The 17,702-nt window shown below is 59.9% G+C and carries 14 protein-coding genes; 8 read left to right on the forward strand and 6 right to left on the reverse strand.

All coding sequences use genetic code 11. The annotated features are described in order from the left end of the window. The 8 genes from AC1ROB_RS20035 (at nt 1) to AC1ROB_RS20070 (ending at nt 10,055) form a co-directional block, all read left to right on the forward strand. Nucleotides 1–2,085, forward strand: coding sequence for a response regulator (locus tag AC1ROB_RS20035; RefSeq protein WP_492969337.1), 2,085 nt, complete (start codon nt 1–3; stop codon nt 2,083–2,085). A 131-nt stretch (nt 2,086–2,216) separates the two neighbouring features. Beyond that, a complete protein-coding gene (locus tag AC1ROB_RS20040) occupies nt 2,217–3,122 on the forward strand; it encodes a LysR family transcriptional regulator (protein ID WP_492969336.1) in 906 nt (301 codons plus the stop codon). Between the two features lie 107 nt (nt 3,123–3,229). Continuing rightward, nucleotides 3,230–4,264, forward strand: a complete 1,035-nt coding sequence (locus AC1ROB_RS20045; protein WP_492969335.1) for an isopenicillin N synthase family dioxygenase — start codon at nt 3,230–3,232, stop codon at nt 4,262–4,264. Beyond that, complete coding sequence (gene atzD / locus AC1ROB_RS20050) at nt 4,261–5,388, forward strand: cyanuric acid amidohydrolase (protein WP_492969334.1); 1,128 nt, start codon at nt 4,261–4,263, stop codon at nt 5,386–5,388. Before AC1ROB_RS20045 ends, atzD begins: the two co-directional genes overlap by 4 nt. Before the next feature lie 94 nt (nt 5,389–5,482). Beyond that, the gene (locus AC1ROB_RS20055; protein WP_492969333.1) at nt 5,483–6,520 is read left to right on the forward strand and encodes a BMP family protein; all 1,038 of its coding nucleotides are present in this window, start codon (nt 5,483–5,485) and stop codon (nt 6,518–6,520) included. A 10-nt stretch (nt 6,521–6,530) separates the two neighbouring features. Next, nucleotides 6,531–8,063 (forward strand): ABC transporter ATP-binding protein, encoded by a 1,533-nt coding sequence (locus AC1ROB_RS20060; protein WP_492969332.1) that lies wholly within the window; start codon nt 6,531–6,533, stop codon nt 8,061–8,063. Beyond that, entirely contained in the window at nt 8,060–9,124 is a 1,065-nt protein-coding gene (locus AC1ROB_RS20065; protein ID WP_492969331.1) for an ABC transporter permease, read from the forward strand. Before AC1ROB_RS20060 ends, AC1ROB_RS20065 begins: the two co-directional genes overlap by 4 nt. A gap of 1 nt (nt 9,125) precedes the next feature. Continuing rightward, on the forward strand, nt 9,126–10,055 hold the full coding sequence (locus AC1ROB_RS20070; RefSeq protein WP_492969330.1) for an ABC transporter permease: 930 nt from the start codon (nt 9,126–9,128) through the stop codon (nt 10,053–10,055). Nucleotides 10,056–10,058: 3 nt separating this feature from the next. Here the strand turns inward: AC1ROB_RS20070 and AC1ROB_RS20075 are convergent, their stop codons facing one another. From AC1ROB_RS20075 to AC1ROB_RS20100, 6 genes are all read right to left on the reverse strand, one after another. After that, nucleotides 10,059–10,460 (reverse strand): RidA family protein, encoded by a 402-nt coding sequence (locus tag AC1ROB_RS20075; protein WP_492969329.1) that lies wholly within the window; start codon nt 10,458–10,460, stop codon nt 10,059–10,061. A 918-nt stretch (nt 10,461–11,378) separates the two neighbouring features. Beyond that, nucleotides 11,379–12,518 (reverse strand): glycosyltransferase family 4 protein, encoded by a 1,140-nt coding sequence (locus tag AC1ROB_RS20080; RefSeq protein ID WP_492969328.1) that lies wholly within the window; start codon nt 12,516–12,518, stop codon nt 11,379–11,381. Continuing rightward, nucleotides 12,518–14,437 carry an asparagine synthase (glutamine-hydrolyzing) gene (asnB, locus tag AC1ROB_RS20085; RefSeq protein ID WP_492969327.1) on the reverse strand — a complete coding sequence of 640 codons (1,920 nt, stop codon included), beginning with the start codon at nt 14,435–14,437 and terminating at the stop codon, nt 12,518–12,520. Before asnB ends, AC1ROB_RS20080 begins: the two co-directional genes overlap by 1 nt. A 2-nt stretch (nt 14,438–14,439) precedes the next feature. Then, nucleotides 14,440–15,537, reverse strand: coding sequence for a glycosyltransferase (locus tag AC1ROB_RS20090; protein WP_492969326.1), 1,098 nt, complete (start codon nt 15,535–15,537; stop codon nt 14,440–14,442). Between the two features lie 6 nt (nt 15,538–15,543). Continuing rightward, nucleotides 15,544–16,587 (reverse strand): glycosyltransferase family protein, encoded by a 1,044-nt coding sequence (locus AC1ROB_RS20095; protein ID WP_492969325.1) that lies wholly within the window; start codon nt 16,585–16,587, stop codon nt 15,544–15,546. Nucleotides 16,588–16,784: 197 nt separating this feature from the next. Then, nucleotides 16,785–17,702 carry an NAD-dependent epimerase/dehydratase family protein gene (locus AC1ROB_RS20100; RefSeq protein ID WP_492969324.1) on the reverse strand — a complete coding sequence of 306 codons (918 nt, stop codon included), beginning with the start codon at nt 17,700–17,702 and terminating at the stop codon, nt 16,785–16,787.

The following is a 17,702-nucleotide window of genomic DNA, read 5'->3' on the forward strand; positions in this document are numbered from 1 at the left end:
ATGATGCACGAGCAAGCAAGCATTCAGGTCGCACCCCCGGGCCTGGGCCAGGCAGACACGGAGTCCGGCGCTGCGGCCTTCGACAAGGCCCGGATTCTGATCGTCGACGATGACGAGCGCAATCTCACTGCGCTGCAGGTCATCCTGGACGAATTGGGCGAGGAACTGGTTTTCGCCCGCTCGGGCGAGGAGGCGCTGCGTTATCTCCTGCACAACGATTGCGCCCTGATCCTGATGGACGTTCTGATGCCAGGGATGGATGGCTATGAAACAGCCGGCCTGGTGCGCAATCGTGAACGGTCCCGCCACATACCGATCATCTTCCTGACCGCCGTAAGCCGCAATGAAGTCCACGAATTCAAGGGCTACACGGCCGGCGCCGTCGATTACGTCTTCAAGCCGATCGAACCCTTCATTCTGCGCTCGAAGGTGTCTGTCTTTGTTGATCTCTACAAGAAAACCCGCGAGATCAGCCGCAAGGCGGAACAAGAGCGGCGCCTGCTTCAGGCCAACCTGCAGGCCAATGCCAGCCGTGAAGCCGCCGAAACCGCACTGCAGCGGGCGGAGGAATGGCAGGCCCTGATCCTGCGTTCCCTGCCGATTGCACTATACTCGACGACGGCCGACCGCGCGTTCATGGCGCCGTTGCGCATCAGCGAAACCGTGCAGAGGCCATCGGGCTTTCCTTCGGCGCGTTTCCTGGAGCCCGGATTCTGGTTCGACCGCATTCATCCCGATGACCAGCCGTTGGTGCGTCAACAGTTCGAGCAGCTGTCGGAGACCGGAACCTGCGTGACCGAATACCGCTGGCTCTGTGCCGATGGCGCATCGCGATACTTCCTCAATCATGCCGTTTATGTTGCGCGCGGTGACGGTGCACCGTCCGAGATCGTGGGCAGTTTGCTTGACGTTTCCGAACGCCGGATGCTCGAACAGCAGGTCGTGCACGGGCAGAAGATGGACTCGCTCGGCCGCCTCACCGGCGGCATTGCCCATGACTTCAACAACATGCTGACGGTGGTGATCTCCAGTCTGGACCGGATGCGCCGGATTGCGGACTCCGAGGGCCCGTTCTTGCGCAATATCGACCTGGCGCTGAACGGCGCCCTGCGGTGCGCAGACCTGACCAAGCGGCTTCTGTCTTTCGCCCGCCACCAGGCGCTGGATCCGCGCCCCCTGGACCTCAATGACCTGCTCGGCGACGCGGAAGTCATACTCCGCCGGTTGATCGGCGACACGATATTCCTCGATGTCATGCGCGGCAACGATCTATGGGCTGTCTATGCCGATCCCATCCAGATGGAAGCGGCCTTGATAAATCTGGTGGTCAATTCGCGTGATGCCATGCCTGAGGGCGGGCATCTGACCGTGGAAACCCGCAATGTCGTGGTCAAGGCAGCCGCAGGCGGTGACATTCCGACTGGCGACTATGTTTCACTGAGCGTTATTGATACGGGAATCGGTATTCCGCCGGCCCATATGGACAAGGTTTTCGAGCCCTTCTTCACGGCGAAGGAAGATGGCAAGGGCACCGGCCTGGGCCTCAGTATCATCTATGGTTTTGTCCAGCAGTCCGGCGGACATATCAGGCTCAACAGTGCCGTCGGTAAGGGCACGACGATCCAGATTCTTCTGCCCCGCCTGCATCAGACCCCACATTCTCTCGTGCAAGGGACGGCAGCGATCGACCCGACCGATATGCCGAAGGCGCTGGCCGGCGAGCGTATTCTGCTTGCCGAGGACGATCCCGGTGTCCGCACCGCCGTGTCCGCTTTCCTGCGGGACCTTGGCTATGCCGTGCTAGAAGTCGGCAACGGCGAGGAAGCCATCGCAACCCTGAAGGAGCAAAGCGATGTAACCCTGCTATTCTCCGATGTTGCCATGCCCGGCACGCTGAACGGTTACCAGCTGGCGGCCGAGGTGGCTGCCCTGCGCCCCAGCCTCTCCATTCTGCTGACCTCCGCGAATGCCGGGGGAGTCACGGCCGGGGCCGAGCGAGCATCCGAATGGCGCCTGCTGCAGAAGCCCTATCGAAATGCCGATCTGGCTGCGGCCATCCGGCAGTCAATCCGCGTAAAATCCTGATCGCTCCCCCTACCCTAATGCCCGGACCGGCATGACCGCCTTCTCTGGTGGCTGCCAGACCTATTTTGCTGCGTTCAGCGAGCCGGAACGGATAGTTTAGAGGGATCGCATCCTGTCCGGCCGTGCAGCATATGAAACAGCAATCCCGTCCCCGCGCCTTTGCCTATTTCGAAGCGGTCGCCCGCGTCGGCTCGATCCGCAAGGCCGCGGCGGCGCTCAACATCGCCTCCTCCGCCGTCAATCACCATGTGCTGGACCTTGAGAAAAGCCTCGGCGTGGCATTGTTCGAGCGACAGGCACGCGGCGTCCGGCTGACCAGTGCCGGCGAACTCCTGCTCGCGCATATCCGCCGCACCGCCCATGATTTCGACCTGACTCGCTCTCAGATCGAGGAACTGCGCGGTTTGCGTCGTGGCCATATCCATCTCGCCATCATCGAGGCGGTTGCCGACGTCGTGGCTGAGCAGATTGCCGCCTTCCAGGCCAGCCATCCCCGCGTCACCTTCACCGTTGACGTCGTGGGCAGTCAGCAAGTGGTGTCCGCCATTGCTCGGGAGGAAGCCCATATCGGCTATGCCTTCAACCCGCCCGCCGACCGCAGCTTCGCCGTGGTTGCCGATGTGCCCCAGGCCCTGCAGGCCCTGATGGCACGGCGGCATCCGCTGACCGGCCGCGACAAGCTTCGGCTGAGCGACTGCCTGCCCTATCCAATACTGATGGGCGACGAAAGCCTGGGTGGTCGCCGCCTGCTCGATACGGCGACGGAAGGATCGTCACTGTCCCTGCGGCCCGTGATCACCGGCAACTCGGTGGCGGTCATGCAGACGGTAGCGGCGCGCAGCCAGGCCATCTGCTTCCAGATCGAGATTGGCGCCCGCAGCGGCGCTGGCCTGGTGGCCATTCCGCTGATTGACCGCGCCTTGCGCGGACGACTGGTGATCGGCATCGGGCGCAACCGTCAGCTGCCAGTAGCCGCCGCCGTTTTCCTGGAAAACCTGAAAACCGATCTGGCGGCCCGCCAGCGCCGCAAAGCCTGATCCGAAGCGCTCTTAAAAACAGATCAGTCTGCTCTGAAAACGCTGCTTGTCGGCATCACTCGTGCCCGGCTTACTGAATGCCGTTGCGGGTCTTGCGGGGGCATGTCATGGCAGTTCTGGATTACGTACCGCTGATCGACTTCACGCCGTTTCGCCTGAGCGATGCCGCCGCCCGCCGCCAGGTTGCCGCCGAGATCGACCGCGCCTGCCGCGAGATCGGCTTTTTCATCATCACCGGTCATGGCGTTGCAGAAGCCGATCTCGATGCGATGCGTGGTATTTCCCGCAGCTTCTTCACCCAGCCGCTGGCCGACAAGCTGAAGATCGCGCCGCCGCGCGGGCAGAAGGGCATCCGCGGCTTCCGCGCCGTGGGCGATGAAAGCCTGTCTTACTCCCTGGGCGAAGCCGCTCCGCCGGACCTGAAGGAGACCTTCCGCATCGGCCATGTGGAGCCGGGCCTGGATGCCTATGCCGAACGCGCCAGAGCCAGCTACTACGCTCCCAACCTGTGGCCGCAGCGCCCTGTCGACTTCCGCTCAACCTGGACCCGGTATTACCGGCAGATGGAGCAGCTTGCTGCGCTGCTGATGGAGAGTTTTGCCGTCGCACTTGGCCTGCCCGAGACGTTCTTCGCCAACAAGATCGACCGTCATATCAGTCATCTGCAGGCCAATCTTTATCCGGCGCAGCCCGATGAGCCCTTGCCCGGCCAGCTGCGTGCCGGCGCCCATACCGACTATGGCAGCCTGACCATCCTGCTGCAGGAGAACGTTGCCGGCGGCCTGCAGGTCCGAACTGCCAGGGGTGTCTGGGTCGATGTGCGCACCGCGCCAAACGACTTCGTTATCAATATCGGCGACCTGATGGCGATGTGGACCAACGACCGCTGGGTATCCACCATGCATCGGGTTGCCAATCCGCCGCGGGATCTCGCCTCGGACCAGACGCGCCGCATGTCGCTGGTCTTCTTCTATCAGCCAAACTATGACGCCGAAGTCGCCTGCCTGCCGACCTGTCAGGACGCCGGTACCCCGGCGAAATACCGGCCGACCACATCCGGTGATCACCTGCTCGGCAAGATCGGCAAGGCCAATGTCATGGGACGTGAAAGCGAAATCGCCAAAGTTCCGGTGCATGTATGAACGCGCTCAGCAATACCGCTTTCGAATGCTGCGTCACCCGCGTGGCCATGCAGCATCCGGGCGACATGAGCGGGATCGAGGCACTTTTTAATAGCGGTGCGGTGGCGCCGGAGGCCGTGGTCGCCATCCTGGGCAAGACCGAGGGCAATGGCTGCGTCAACGATTTCACCCGCGCCTACGCGGTTTTCGCACTGCAGGTGATGCTGGCTCGCCGGCTCGAATCCACGCCTGAAGAAGTCGGCGAACGCGTCGCCATGGTGATGTCGGGCGGCACCGAAGGCGGCCTGTCGCCGCATTACATCGTGTTTTCCGTGCAATCGGCCCAGCGACCCTCCGCTGGACAGAAGGCCATGGCCATCGGCACGGCGTTCACGCGTAGTTTCCTGCCTGAGGAAATCGGCCGTATGGCGCAGGTGCAGGCCACGGCCGATGCCGTGACGCAAGCCATGCAGCAGGCCGGCATAACGGCCGTCGACGACGTGCATTACGTGCAGGTGAAATGTCCCTTGCTGACCTCGGAACGCATGGCCGAGGCGCATGCACGCGGGCAGGATGTGGCCACCGAAGATACTTATGCCTCGATGGGCCTGTCCCGCGGTGCATCCGCGCTCGGCGTGGCGCTGGCGCTCGGCGAAGTCGATGCCGCCAAACTGCATGATGCCGCCATCGGTCAGGACCTGACACTTTGGTCTGGCCGTGCCAGCGCATCCGCGGGTGTCGAATTGACCCGCAATGAAGTGATTGTCATGGGCAACAGCGAGGCCTGGGTCGGCGACAGCATCATCGCCCATGCCGTGATGGAAGACGGCATCGACTTTCCCGCAGTCGGCCGCGCCCTGCGCGCCGCGGGACTCTCCATTGACGGGCAATTGCCCGAAAGCGAGGCAGGCCGCCTATGCGCTGTGCTGGCAAAAGCCGAGCCGGCCCGCAGCGGCCGTATTCGCGGCAATCGCCATATCATGTGGGACGACAGCGATATCAACGCCACGCGGCATGCCCGCGCGCTGGTCGGCGGCGTGGTCGCAGCCGCCATCGGCCGCACCGATCTATTCATTTCCGGCGGTGCCGAACATCAGGGCCCCGATGGCGGCGGTCCGATCGCCGTGATCGCGCGGCGCGCCTGATGCTTCTGGCTCGGTTATTGCACCAGATACCGCTGCAATGACGCAGCGGCAGACTCCCCCAGCAACGGCTGCCGAACCAAAGGAGGTTCTTGCCATGGTCAATACGCAACAACACATGGGCGTGAAACGTCATCTGAAACTTGCCGGGCTTGCGGTTGCCGCGGCCGGCCTTGCTTTCGCGATCCAGCCCGCGGCCGCCCAGACCAAGGTCGCCATGCTGCTGCCTGGCAGCATCAACGACCAGAGCTGGAACGCCCAGGGCTATGCCGGCCTGATGAAGATGAAGGATAGCGGATATCAGACCGCCTACTCGGAAAACGTGCCGGCGGCTGACCATGTCGAGGCGATGCGTGATTATGCGCGCCAGGGCTACAAGATCGTGATCGGCCATTCCGGCCGCTTCCTGTCGGCAGCCCAGCGCGTTGGTCCTGAATTCCCCGAAGTCCAGTTCGTCGCCGGCGCCGGTGGCGGCGGCCAGGGCAAGAACGTGATGTCGATCGATTACGACAACACGCATTTCGGCTGCCAGCTCGGCGTCCTGGGCGCGCGAATGACCAAGACTGGCAAGATCGCCGGCGTCTATGCCCTGGAAGGCCTGCCCAACATGGTGGCACAGGTCGGCGCCTATCGCCTCTGCGCCAAGCGCATCAAGCCCGATATCGAGGTTTCGATCATCTACATCAAGGATATCGAGGATGCCGCGGCCGCCAAGGAAGCCGCCTTCTCGTTGATTGCAGGCGGTGCCGATGTGGTGGCCGGCAAGCTCAATGCCGCGCAGGCCGGCCTGATCCAGGCCGCCAAGGAGAAGAATGTCTTCACCACCGGACGGTCCTTCGGCCATACCGCCATTGCACCCGAGAACGTGATCACCAACGTGGTCGAGAAATGGGCCGACATGTATGCCGCGACGGCAGACGCGGTGAAGGCCGGCAAGCTGTCGGGCGATCTGGTCATGTATGGCTACAACACGCCGGCCACCAGCGGCGCCGCCCTGCAGCAGACGCCGGAGCGCGCCTATCACCCGGCCGTACCAGCCGCCGTGGTGGCCGAACTCGATACCTACAAGAAGATGTTCGCCACCGGCGAGATGAAGCTGGCGCCGACCAAGGATGACGCCCGCGGCGGCAAGTAATAGTCGGGCTATGAAGCCGCTCCTGGACATGCACGGGATCGTCAAGACCTACGGTCCCGTGCGTGCCAACGACGGCATTTCCCTGACAGTTCCCCCGGGCGCCATCCTTGGATTGCTCGGGGAGAACGGTTCCGGCAAGAGCACATTGATGAAGGTGCTGTTCGGCATGGTGAAGCCCGATGCCGGAAGCATTCTGTTCAAAGGCAAGGAGTTGTCGGACCATGCGCCGGGCGATGCCATCGCCGCCGGCATCGGTATGATCCACCAGCATTTCATGCTGATCGAGGCGATGACGGTTACCGAGAATATCATGCTCGGCTGGCCGGCCGCCGGCCGTTGGTTGCGGCGCGATGCCATTCATGCCCTGCTGAAGGAAACCAGCGCGCGTTACGGCCTCGATCTCGACCCCGACGCCATGGTGGCCGACCTGCCGCTGGGGCGACGGCAGCGCGTCGAGATTCTCAAGGCGCTGCTGCGTGGCGCCGATCTCCTGGTGCTCGATGAACCCACATCCAATCTCAGTCCTCCCGAAGTTTCCGCCCTTCTGCAGATCATGCAGCGCCTGCGCAACGAGGGAAAATCGATCATCTTCATCTCGCACAAGCTCGGCGAAGTGATGGAGGTCTGCGACGATATCGTGGTGCTGCGCGACGGCAAGGTGGCCGGTCGCACCACCGCTGCCGGCACTGACCGCGACACACTGGCCCGCATGATGGTTGGCCGCGACATCGCCGCGCCGCTGCAACGCCGGCCGTCTGCCGCTGCCACAACCCTGCTGAGCCTCAATGGCATCGCCACCGCGGCGGGCCAGGGCGTCGCGTTGCGGAATATCGACATCGATGTGGCCGCCGGTGAAATCCTGGCCATCGCCGGGGTCGACGGCAACGGCCAGCTGGAATTGGCCGAAGCGATCGCCGGCCTGCGTCGCCTGACGGCCGGCCGTATCCTTCTGGACGGCGCCGATCTCAGCCAGGCCGGTATTGCCGCGCGCGTGGCCGCCGGCATTGCCTATATGCCGGCCGACCGGGCCCAGACCAGCCTGGTGCAGGGCATGAGCATTGCCGAGAATCTGATGCTGCGCGATTCCGCACGGACCCCGTTTTCGCGCGGGCCATGGCTCAGCCGCGCCGGTCTGGACGCCGCCGCCGCGCGACTGGTCTCTGCTTTCGATATTCGCACGCCGAGTGCGGACCTGCAGGCCCGGCAACTGTCGGGCGGCAACCAGCAGAAGATCGTCGTCGCCCGCGAGATCGATCGCGGCCCGCGCCTGCTGATTGCCCACCAGCCGACCTGGGGCCTCGATCCCGGCGCCACGCGCTTTGTCATGGACAGCATCCTGGCCCTGCGCGACAGCGGGGCGGCCGTGATCTACATCTCCTCCGAACTCGACGAGGTGCTGTCGATCGGCGACCGCATCGGCGTGCTGTTCGATGGCCATCTGGTCGGCGTGGTGCCGCGCGAGGCCGTGGATGTCGGTCGCATCGGCCTGATGATGGCTGGCAGCCTGGGAGATGCGTCAGGCCCGGTCGGGCAGGCGGCATGAGCGAAACCGCCGCCCCTGTCGCCAAACGCCCGGTCTGGCGCATCCAGATTCCGGCCTCGCTGAGCCGCGCCGCGCTGGCGGTGCTGCTGGCGCTCGCCTGCACCGGACTTCTGATCATGTTTTCCGGCAAGGACCCACTCACGGCCTTTCGCGCCATGCTGAACGGCGCATTTGGCTCGTTCGATCGCATTGCCGTCGGCTTTAACAAGGCGACACCCTATATTCTCACCGGACTGGGCGTTGCGCTGTGCTTCCGCGCCAAGATCATCAATATCGGCGGCGAAGGCCAGATCGCCATCGGCGGGCTCTGCGCCAGCTGGGTCGGCATCATGCTGCCGCTTGGCCATCCCGTGCTGGCGATCGGTTCGGCGCTGCTGGCCAGCATTCTCGGCGGCATGGCCTGGGCCGGCCTCGCTGCCGCCATTCATGTCGGCCGCCGCGTGCATGAAGTTCTGGTCACGCTGCTGCTGAATTTCGTCGCCCTGCTGATCGTCGGCGCGGCCCTGCATGGCAGCCTGGGCGAGGATGGCGCCGGCTTCCCGCAATCCCCGCTGCTGCCGGCCGATTACTGGCTGCCCAAACTGTTGCAGGGAACGCAGCTGCATTACGGCATCCTGATCGCGGTGGTGATCGCCGTGTTGTCCCATCTCTTTCTCTGGCATACCCGCTACGGCTTCGGGCTGCGTGTGTTCGGCAGCAGCCGGCCCGCCGCGCTCTATGCCGGCTTCTCGCCAACTGCCAGCACCTTCACCGTCATGCTGCTGGCTGGCGGACTGGCTGGCCTTGCCGGTGGCATTGAGGTGCTCGGGATCCACTACCGCCTGATCGAAGGCTTCTCGCATGGCTTCGGCTTCAATGCCGTGGCCATCGCCCTGCTCGGCGCGCTTAACCCGCTGGCGGTCGTGCCGGCCGGACTGTTCTTCGGTTTTCTGGAAACCGGTGCCCTGGCGATGCAGCGGCAGGTCGGCGTGCCGTCGTCGCTGGTCACCGTGATCCAGGGGCTCACCATGCTGTTCGTGCTGGCCGCCATGGCGTCGGCCGGCCGCAAACCGAAAGCCTGACATGGATGCGGCAACCCTCGATTTCCTGATCTCGGCGCTGCGTATTGCCACGCCGCTGCTGTTCGCGGCCCTGGGTGGCATTCTGTCGGAACGGGCCGGCGTCTTTGCCGTCGGACTGGAAGGCATGATGCTGGCCGGCGCCTTCGGGGCCGCGATTGCCACCTTCATCACCGGCAATGCCGCGCTCGGCCTGGTCGCCAGCCTGGCCTGCGGCGCCTGCCTGGCCGGCGTGGTCGCCATCGTCACCGTGCGCTTCGGCGCCGAGCAGATGGTGACCGGCCTGGCCGCCAATATCTTTGCCATCGGCCTGACCAGTTTCCTGCTGCGTAGCATCGTCGGCCGCGGCCAGGCCCCGGTGATCCAGGTGCCGTTGCTGCAGGCCTGGCCGATTCCCGGCCTCGCCGATCTGCCATGGGTCGGGCCGCTGCTGTTCCAGCAACCGCCGCTTACCTATCTGGCCCTGCTCATCACCGTGCCAATGTTCTTCTTCCTGATGCGCAGCCAGGCAGGCCTGACCCTGCGCGCCGTGGGTGAAAACCCGCAGGCCGCCTATGCCATCGGCGCCGATCCGGTGGCGATCCGCATCTGGGCCGTGCTGGCCGGCGGCGCCATCGCCGGCCTTGGCGGTGCTGTGCTGGCGCTGCAGCAGATCGGCACCTTCACCGATGCAATGACTTCGGGCCGCGGTTATCTCGCGCTGGCCGCGATCATCGTCGGTCGCTGGATGCCCTTCGGCACTTTGGTGGCCTGCCTGGTCTTCGGTGTGGCTGAGGCCCTTTATTTAAGGGTCCAGACCATCGGCCTGCCGATCAGCTCATATGTCGTGCAGATGCTGCCTTATATCATCGCCATCGTCGTGCTGGCACTGATGGGGCGGGCCGCGCGACTGCCGGCGGCGATCGGTGTCGCCTATGACCGCGAGGCCAAGTAGCCGTCAGAATTCTGCGGCGATGGCATCGATCTCGATCAGCCAGGCCGGATTCATCAGCCGCGGCACGAACAGGATCGTCGAAGCCGGGCGATGCGCCCCCAGAAACCCGACGCGGATATTGTTGAGGTCATCCTTCAGTGCATCGGTCATCTCCACCCCGCTGGTGAAATAGATCCCGGTGCGCACGATATTCTGCGGCGTCATCCCGGCGGCGCGCAGCACGGCGCCGACATTCCCCCAGGTCAGCTCGGCCTGCCGCAGGATGCCATCGCCGACCGCGCCGGCAGAATCCTCGCCCACTTGGCCCGAGACATAAAGCAGGCGTCGCGGCGTTGGCATCTCCACACCCCAGCTGATCGGGCCGGGCAGCGGCGCGGTGTTGGGCGGATTATGCAGGGTGAACATGGGCGTCGCTCCGGTTATGGGTCTGCCGGAAAAGTTGCAAGGAGCATGCCGCAGACAACAAAAAAACCCGCCAGGCCTGCGCCGGCGGGTTTTTAAAGTTGGTTGCGGGGAGAGGATTTGAACCTCTGACCTTCAGGTTATGAGCCGGAACCCAGCCCGTTTTCCTGTGCCAACTGGAGGCCTGCCTCCAAAAACTTCAACCACTTAGCTGCATGCTCTTGCACCGGTACCGACCGCTTTGCATGCGGCAGTGGAGCAAAATTGGAGCAAATGGAGCATAGCAGAACCATCACGAAAGGCCAATACGCGCGCTGGAGCAAGAGATTCCGGGCTGGCATTATAGATGAGCGGCTTCAACCCAATGCCCTTATTGCTCGTGTCCGCATTCTCGGCGGCCATGCTCGGTCTCAACTATTGAGAATCGCCCGCCCCCGAGTTGCCACCCTCCACTACTGGGTTACCCCCTGGCCAGGTCCAGTATCGAGTGTCTGATCCCGTGTTTCGAGGTATCAGAGTTGATCCGGCCCAGGCCCGCATCCAAATTCCGATTCGCTTGCCCATCCCCCCAGTGAGCGCTCCCGGTTGTGGCCGCCGGCGGGTTCCGCCTGTCACGGGCGGTGAAACTGCCTGACTTTAGCCAGAACGCTATTCAGGCTCTTTTCCGGGCTGGCGGCGTCATACAGGCAACCTCCAGCCGACCGAGCAGCCTGCATGTATTCGCCATCGTCTTCGCAGGACAGGGCAGGTTTCGATGCCGACCTACGCAGCGTTGCCGAAGACGCCATACTGATAGCTGGTCGTGATCGTCGATAGGCACTCCGACTCACTCACAGCTCTCGTTCAGGCTTATGGTGAGGAACAGGTAACGCCGGCGAGCGCCCGATCACTTAGGAAAATTTCCACAACAATCTCGGAACGCTATTCTGTCGCTGGCGCCTTTGGGTGAGTTTCAACCGCAAACACTTGTCTCAGAAGCTTCTCTGTATCTACAGCTCTCTGGCGCCACGAATGATCCGCGGACACTACTCGGGCGCGCGCCGCCATGGCTTCCCGTTTGCTATCATCGTTCATCAGCGCTCCAGCAGCATGAGCAAGTGCACTTGGATCGCATGGTGGAATGACGATCCCGCAGCCCTCTTTCCGAACAAGATCTGATTGATATGGAAAATCAGTAACGATCACCGGAACACCCGCCGCTATACTTTCAAATAACTTCAACGGCGCAAGACCTGTCGCGGCGCGGCCTTCGGTATCTTCTGAGCAGACTAAGGAACCCGCCGCACGAGCCACAACCGTCGGCAGAATGTCGTAAGGAACGCGTCCGTAATATATGGCGCGGGCGGATCGTCGGGCCGCAGCTTCGATCAAATCACGTCTTGAACCGTCAGCGACGAAGAGCACAGGAATATTCTTAGGCCATGACTCATGGTCCAACGCAGTCAAAATGGTTTCGATTCCCTGCCAAGGCGCCAGCGTCCCGAAAAAGACCAGAAATTTTTCCGGTAGATTACGCGTGAATTCGTTCTCCACATTCGCCGCAACAGGCGTGAAGTGATCTGGATCGGCGCCATTGGGAATTATGACGACCGGTTTCTCACCACCAACAATTTTTCGGCACATTACAGACAACCCATCCGTCACGGCGATGACAGCATCAGCCCAACGCAACTGAGTATTCATCAGCCAAATAAAGAGCGGTCGCACAAGACGGGTCTGGGGCCATGCAATAAAGAGATCCTGGGCCGGCCCATTCACTTCTATGACGATAGGAATACGCCGCAGCCATGCCATTAAAGCAATCGGGAACGCGGCAAAATGCCAGCGCAAATAATAAATGTCGGGTCGCTTTGTGAACAAAGTCGCCACGACGATGCTGGCAATGCCAACAACGCGTGTAATAAAGTTTGGCAGCGCATGTTCACTGTATGATGGGCAATGCAGGACGATGTTCCACCCCAATGCCTGCAAGTTAACGATGATCTCGCGAACATGCGTATATGAAGCATGCCCTTGCCGATGCGGTTCAGCGCATACATAAATAAGTCTAGGCAGCGACATCAGGATGCAAACTCCACCTCGAACAGCGTGCCCCAACGCGCCACGTTTACGCCGCGCCATAGATGCGGGGCAAGCGCGCCGCCGGTCCGGGCCTTAAGCTGCGCCTCCAGTACATCCCCTCTCAGCATAGGTGGCATGTCGTTTTTAATAATTGTATTCAACATGCTCCCCATACCTTCAAGCCACTGCCGCGTTGGCGTTGCAAAACCAATCTTGTCCTGGCGCCTCAGAATCGAAAATGGCACGCGCCCCTGCATTGCAGTACGGAAAACCGACTTCGTTTCCCCTATGTCAGATATGAGGAACTTTTCAGGCAAGGTATATAGAAAATCTACAAGCGCCGTTGTCAAGAATGGTACGCGGCTCTCGACGGAATGCGCCATAGAATTACGATCCTGATACCGCAATAATGCAGGCAAGACCGTATCCGTAAGACTTTGTTGCAATTGATTCCGGAGGATATCACCTGAAACCGGTTCTTGAGGAGCCCTTGCCGTAACCCCGCGCTTGATGAACCAGCTTGCGTCTAGCCACCCTGGGAGCAATCCCTCTCCAACCAACCGCCTAGCATAGGGCTGTACTGCCTGGGGAAGGATGAAGCGGCTCGCCCGCAGTGCCATTGCCATGGCACCACCGGCCGTTCTCCGCCCGCCCGACAGCAAACGCACGGCAGACCCGACGTCCCCTCGCCGCAACAGGCTGGCCAAACGCGCGGCCAAAAACGGCGTGTATCCAGCCAGGATCTCGTCCGCTCCCTGCCCATCCAGAACGACCTTGAAGCCTGCCGCCCGAACTGTCTGATACACTCTATTCTGGGCATAGACGGACGGACTGCCGAAAGGCTCTCCTTGGGTCAGAATCAAACCATCCAGGTCTGCTCCCAAATCGGTGGCGCAGATCGCGACATTATGCTCCCTTGCCTGTGCCTCACGGGCAATGACATTGACCCATTCCTGTTCGTTCTGAGCATCGCCAGGCGCAACAAAGCTGAATGTGTCCAGCCTGCCTCGCATATCGAAGTGTCGCATCGTCATGACAATTGACGATGAATCAATCCCGCCTGACAGCAGTGCCCCAACAGGAACATCTGCTCGCAAATGAAGGCCGACAGATTCATCAAAGAGCTGCTTCAGTCGCGTCGCCGCTTCATCAAATGAAACATCCGATACTGCGGCGTCGCGCGGCGACCAATATCGCACAGGTCGCATATTTTGCGGACAATCCACATCGAGGACCGCATAATGTGCCGCGGGAAGATGCTTCACGGATGCGAACAGAGTCTCATCACCGCGATCAGTCAAACCGAAGCGCAAATAGTCGTAAAGCGCCCGAGGGTCCACAAGCCGACGTATACCGGGTAATGCGAGCAAGGGTGGAATCTCTGACGCAAAAGCGAGACCACCATCGAAGCAGGCATAGGACAACGGCTTGATGCCGAATGGATCACGCGCGAGCGTTACAGTTCCAGCGCGGACGTCCAAAATAGCAAAAGCAAACATGCCAACCAGCCGCGACAGGGCAGATTCCAGGCCCCACCGACACACGGCCTGCAGCAAAACTTCAGTATCGGACTCAGATACGAAAGAGACACCCTCTGCCTCGAGAGCCGTGCGCAAGGTACGATGATTGTAAATCTCGCCATTATAAATAATGGAATATCGCCCATCCGGTGTCGTCATTGGCTGCCAACCGGTCTCGGTCAGATCAACGATCGAAAGTCGACGATGAATGAAGGCCACTTCACTGCCTGCCAGCGCCGATGCATCCCGAGTGAGCGTCGGCCTCGCGTCTTCACGCCGCCAGCCAAGAAAACCTTGATCATCCGGTCCGCGATGCCGCAGGGCGGCAGAAAGACCAGCAATCACTGTTGTCGCCACGGTCTTCCGCTGCGGCAAGATAACGCCTGCAATACCACACATAGTTACAGCGCCGGCAATGGTTGGCCCCGATAGGCGGCTGCCGAGATCGCGGCAATGCGTTCAGGGGCATGCCATCGCTCTACCCACGCCTTGGCTTTCCTGCCTGCCTCAGGCAATTGATCGCGTGCTCGCAAAATGGCCTTCAGATCATCCAAAAGCGTGAATGGATTGACCCGCAGAAGCGGGAGTTCTTCGCGCATCCGGGCATCAATCATCTGCAAGTGGTCGTCATTGATAAAGCAGGCCACAGGCACACCCATTTTCATGACTTCCACTGCGACACCGCCATACCAGCCAACCAGGGCCTGGTCGATAAACAGATCGGCTTTGCTGTACATCTCCAAGGCACGGTCGTGAGACAAGCCTTCGACAATACTGATCTCAAGCTGATCTCCCATTTCCGCCTTGAGCGCATCAAGAGCGCGGATAATGTAGCTTGATCCCTTGGCGCCTCGCTGCGTCGGCGCATGGACGATCCGAATGCGGTCATTATGGAAGAATGGGCCAGGCTTTTCCTCAATCGCATTAAACCCTGCGACAACGTAGGGCAGGAATGTCGACTTTCCCGCAGGCAGAAAATGTAGCAAATCCGGATTCATTGCGAAGACATGATCGGCGTGCTTGTCCATTTTCTCGATGGCGCGACTGCGGTAACCATCCATCGCCCCGCTGTTGCACATCCCTCTGTAACAATCCACTTCGAAGCAGGCCGCCGGCGTATTCCGCATCTTGTTCCGCGCCATGGTCGGATATTTCTGTCGTGCGTCGCAGCCATTAAACGTGAAGACCTTGCGGGCTTTTCGGTCATAAAACGGTAAGTCCCAGAGCAGAATGCCCCGATTCAGGAAATGAATGAGCGAAGACCCGTAATTGAAATGATAGGCATCAAAGCCCGAACGGAAACGCAAGAAGGCCTGCACATGCCCTGCCAGACGCCCTATCTTGCCGCACTTATCCAGATTATACGCATAATCGGCCGGATAATGGATGTAGTTGTCGTAAAGGGACAGAACCTGAGAATCCAGGCCGATGGCCCGCTCCCCTTGTGCCAGCCCCCAAGCCTGACCACCGACCGTCGTGGGGAGGTGCAGAATCCTCATATTAAACTACGACTTCTCCTTTGATACAGGGGTGTAGAGCCCTAGAAGATCAATGCTCTCTCCACGCCAGATTCCGCGATACACTGCTTCGAATAAGTCAGCACAGAATTCGTAGGAGTGCCGACGCAATACGAAGTCCCGGCTAGCAATGCCTATAGACGGCCACTCATCCCTTCGAGCTATAAGGTTGCTCAGCACTGAATAGATTGTTTCTGGGCTAGCAGGTATACTCGGGCATTCTGCAAGAAACGAGTATCTTAGAAACGCTCGATACTCAGGAGCATGAGGGTCGTAACCAGTGATAACGACTTTGCCGAGCGCCATGCCTTCTAATGCGGCGAGCGCATAGCCAAAGATCAATTGATCAACAAAAATATCTGCTCGCGCAATCGTTGCCAACGCTTCGCTATTAGGAACACCTTCAATAAGTAAAAGATCTACGTGGTGCCCATCTCTTCGCAAGCGCTCAATGGCTTCAAGGAGAAATGCAGTTCCCTTAGGGCCTCGATGATTCGGGGCGTGGGCAATGACACATGGGCCCAAACCTACTTTTGGCGGAACTGGCTGAATAGCGTCAGTGTCGACTGGATACCACGTCAAAGGCAATACATCGACACGTGGTAAATTTACCGTATGAACCAAACATCCGATAACACAATCAGCCCATCGACTACCCCAGCGTATAAATGACTGAATATCTCCTGCTCTCCTACCTGCTTCTGGGTAATTCAGCATCAACGCTTGACGCCATCCGTGATCGGGCAATTGGTCATAGACAAAACTGTCACTTCCATAGGGCATAAGCACAAGGCGCTTTCCCACAAACTTAAGAAAAAGATACTCAGCACGTTTTAAAGCCGTTCTCTGCAACAGCCCTCCGTCGAAAAAATAATGAAATACATCATATCTTTGCAGCGCTTGGGAGAAAGCATAGAACGCTATCAACGCATTAAGGGTATAGCCGATAACACTGTTATGTCGAAAAGAGCACTCACATATCCGATCGAAATCATTCCTTGAAACAATTGGGTACAATTCAAGCACCCACACGTCACTCTCGTAACCTCGCTTGCGCATAGCCAAAGAGCTATAAGTCAATGTCTTTATTGGTAGAGCCCCCCAAAGTAGCCGGGGCCTATCAGTTATCTTGCGAGTTCGTAGAAATGCCAAAGGTAAAGTCGGTACAATTATGATCAAGCCGACCAATCCGAGCACGACATCCAGAATGCGGCGAAGTGCTCCTCGCATTAGCTGTATTTACCGTTTCTCGAGTTAGCTTGAGCATTCGAAATAGCAATTCCGCTCTCCAGAAGAGTGCGACGGATACCATCGCCCAAGTCCGTAAATTTCCAATCTCGCATTAAGGAAAGCAACAGCGAAAGCTCGGGGATTCGAGGGGGCTGCGGATCGCCCATGCCTCGCTCATAGCGTGGTGCGATTCCGAGAGCATCACCAATTAGCAAACCAAGTTCGTAAACACTTGCCGCCTCGGGGCCGGCAACATTCACTGAACCAGTCCATCGATCCGACAGTGCCCGCTGCACAACTGCAACAACGTCATCAACATAAGTGGGCTGCGTCAAATACCCTCCGCCCGTCCCTTGAATACGAATGGGTTTTCCATTTTGAACTTTCTCAATCAGACCGGCCATCATTTTGTCCGGGCGTTGACCCGGGCCATACAGGCCATAAAGACGCAGATTGCAAGTCGCCATTCGACCAGCATAAGCGTCCACAAGACACTCTGCGGCGAGTTTAGTTGAAGCATAATAATCACTAGCTACATTAGGTTTATCGCCTTCAGAGGCAGCCATTGCACTGGCTGCATAGACATTCCCAGTCGAAGCATAAATGAATGATTGAGCACCGGAATTGTATGCCCAATGCAAAAGCTGAGCAGTGCTCGCGACATTGACTGAGAACATGTCCGGGGCACCGGCAGGAAAGTCGCGATACCGCAGCGATTGCGCCAAATGAACCACAGCGTCCACTTTATCCGGCATATCAGAAAGTGGTAGCGCAAGTGAAATATCCGCCTGTATGAAGCGCCCAGAAAATCCCACTGGCTTGCGCCGGCCAACAACCACCGGATCAGCACTTGCTGGCAAAGCATTTAGAAAAGACTGCCCGAGGAAGCCTGTCGCACCCGTAATGAGTAGACGCAT

This window comes from Ferrovibrio sp. GW821-FHT12F09, from assembly GCF_058806775.1.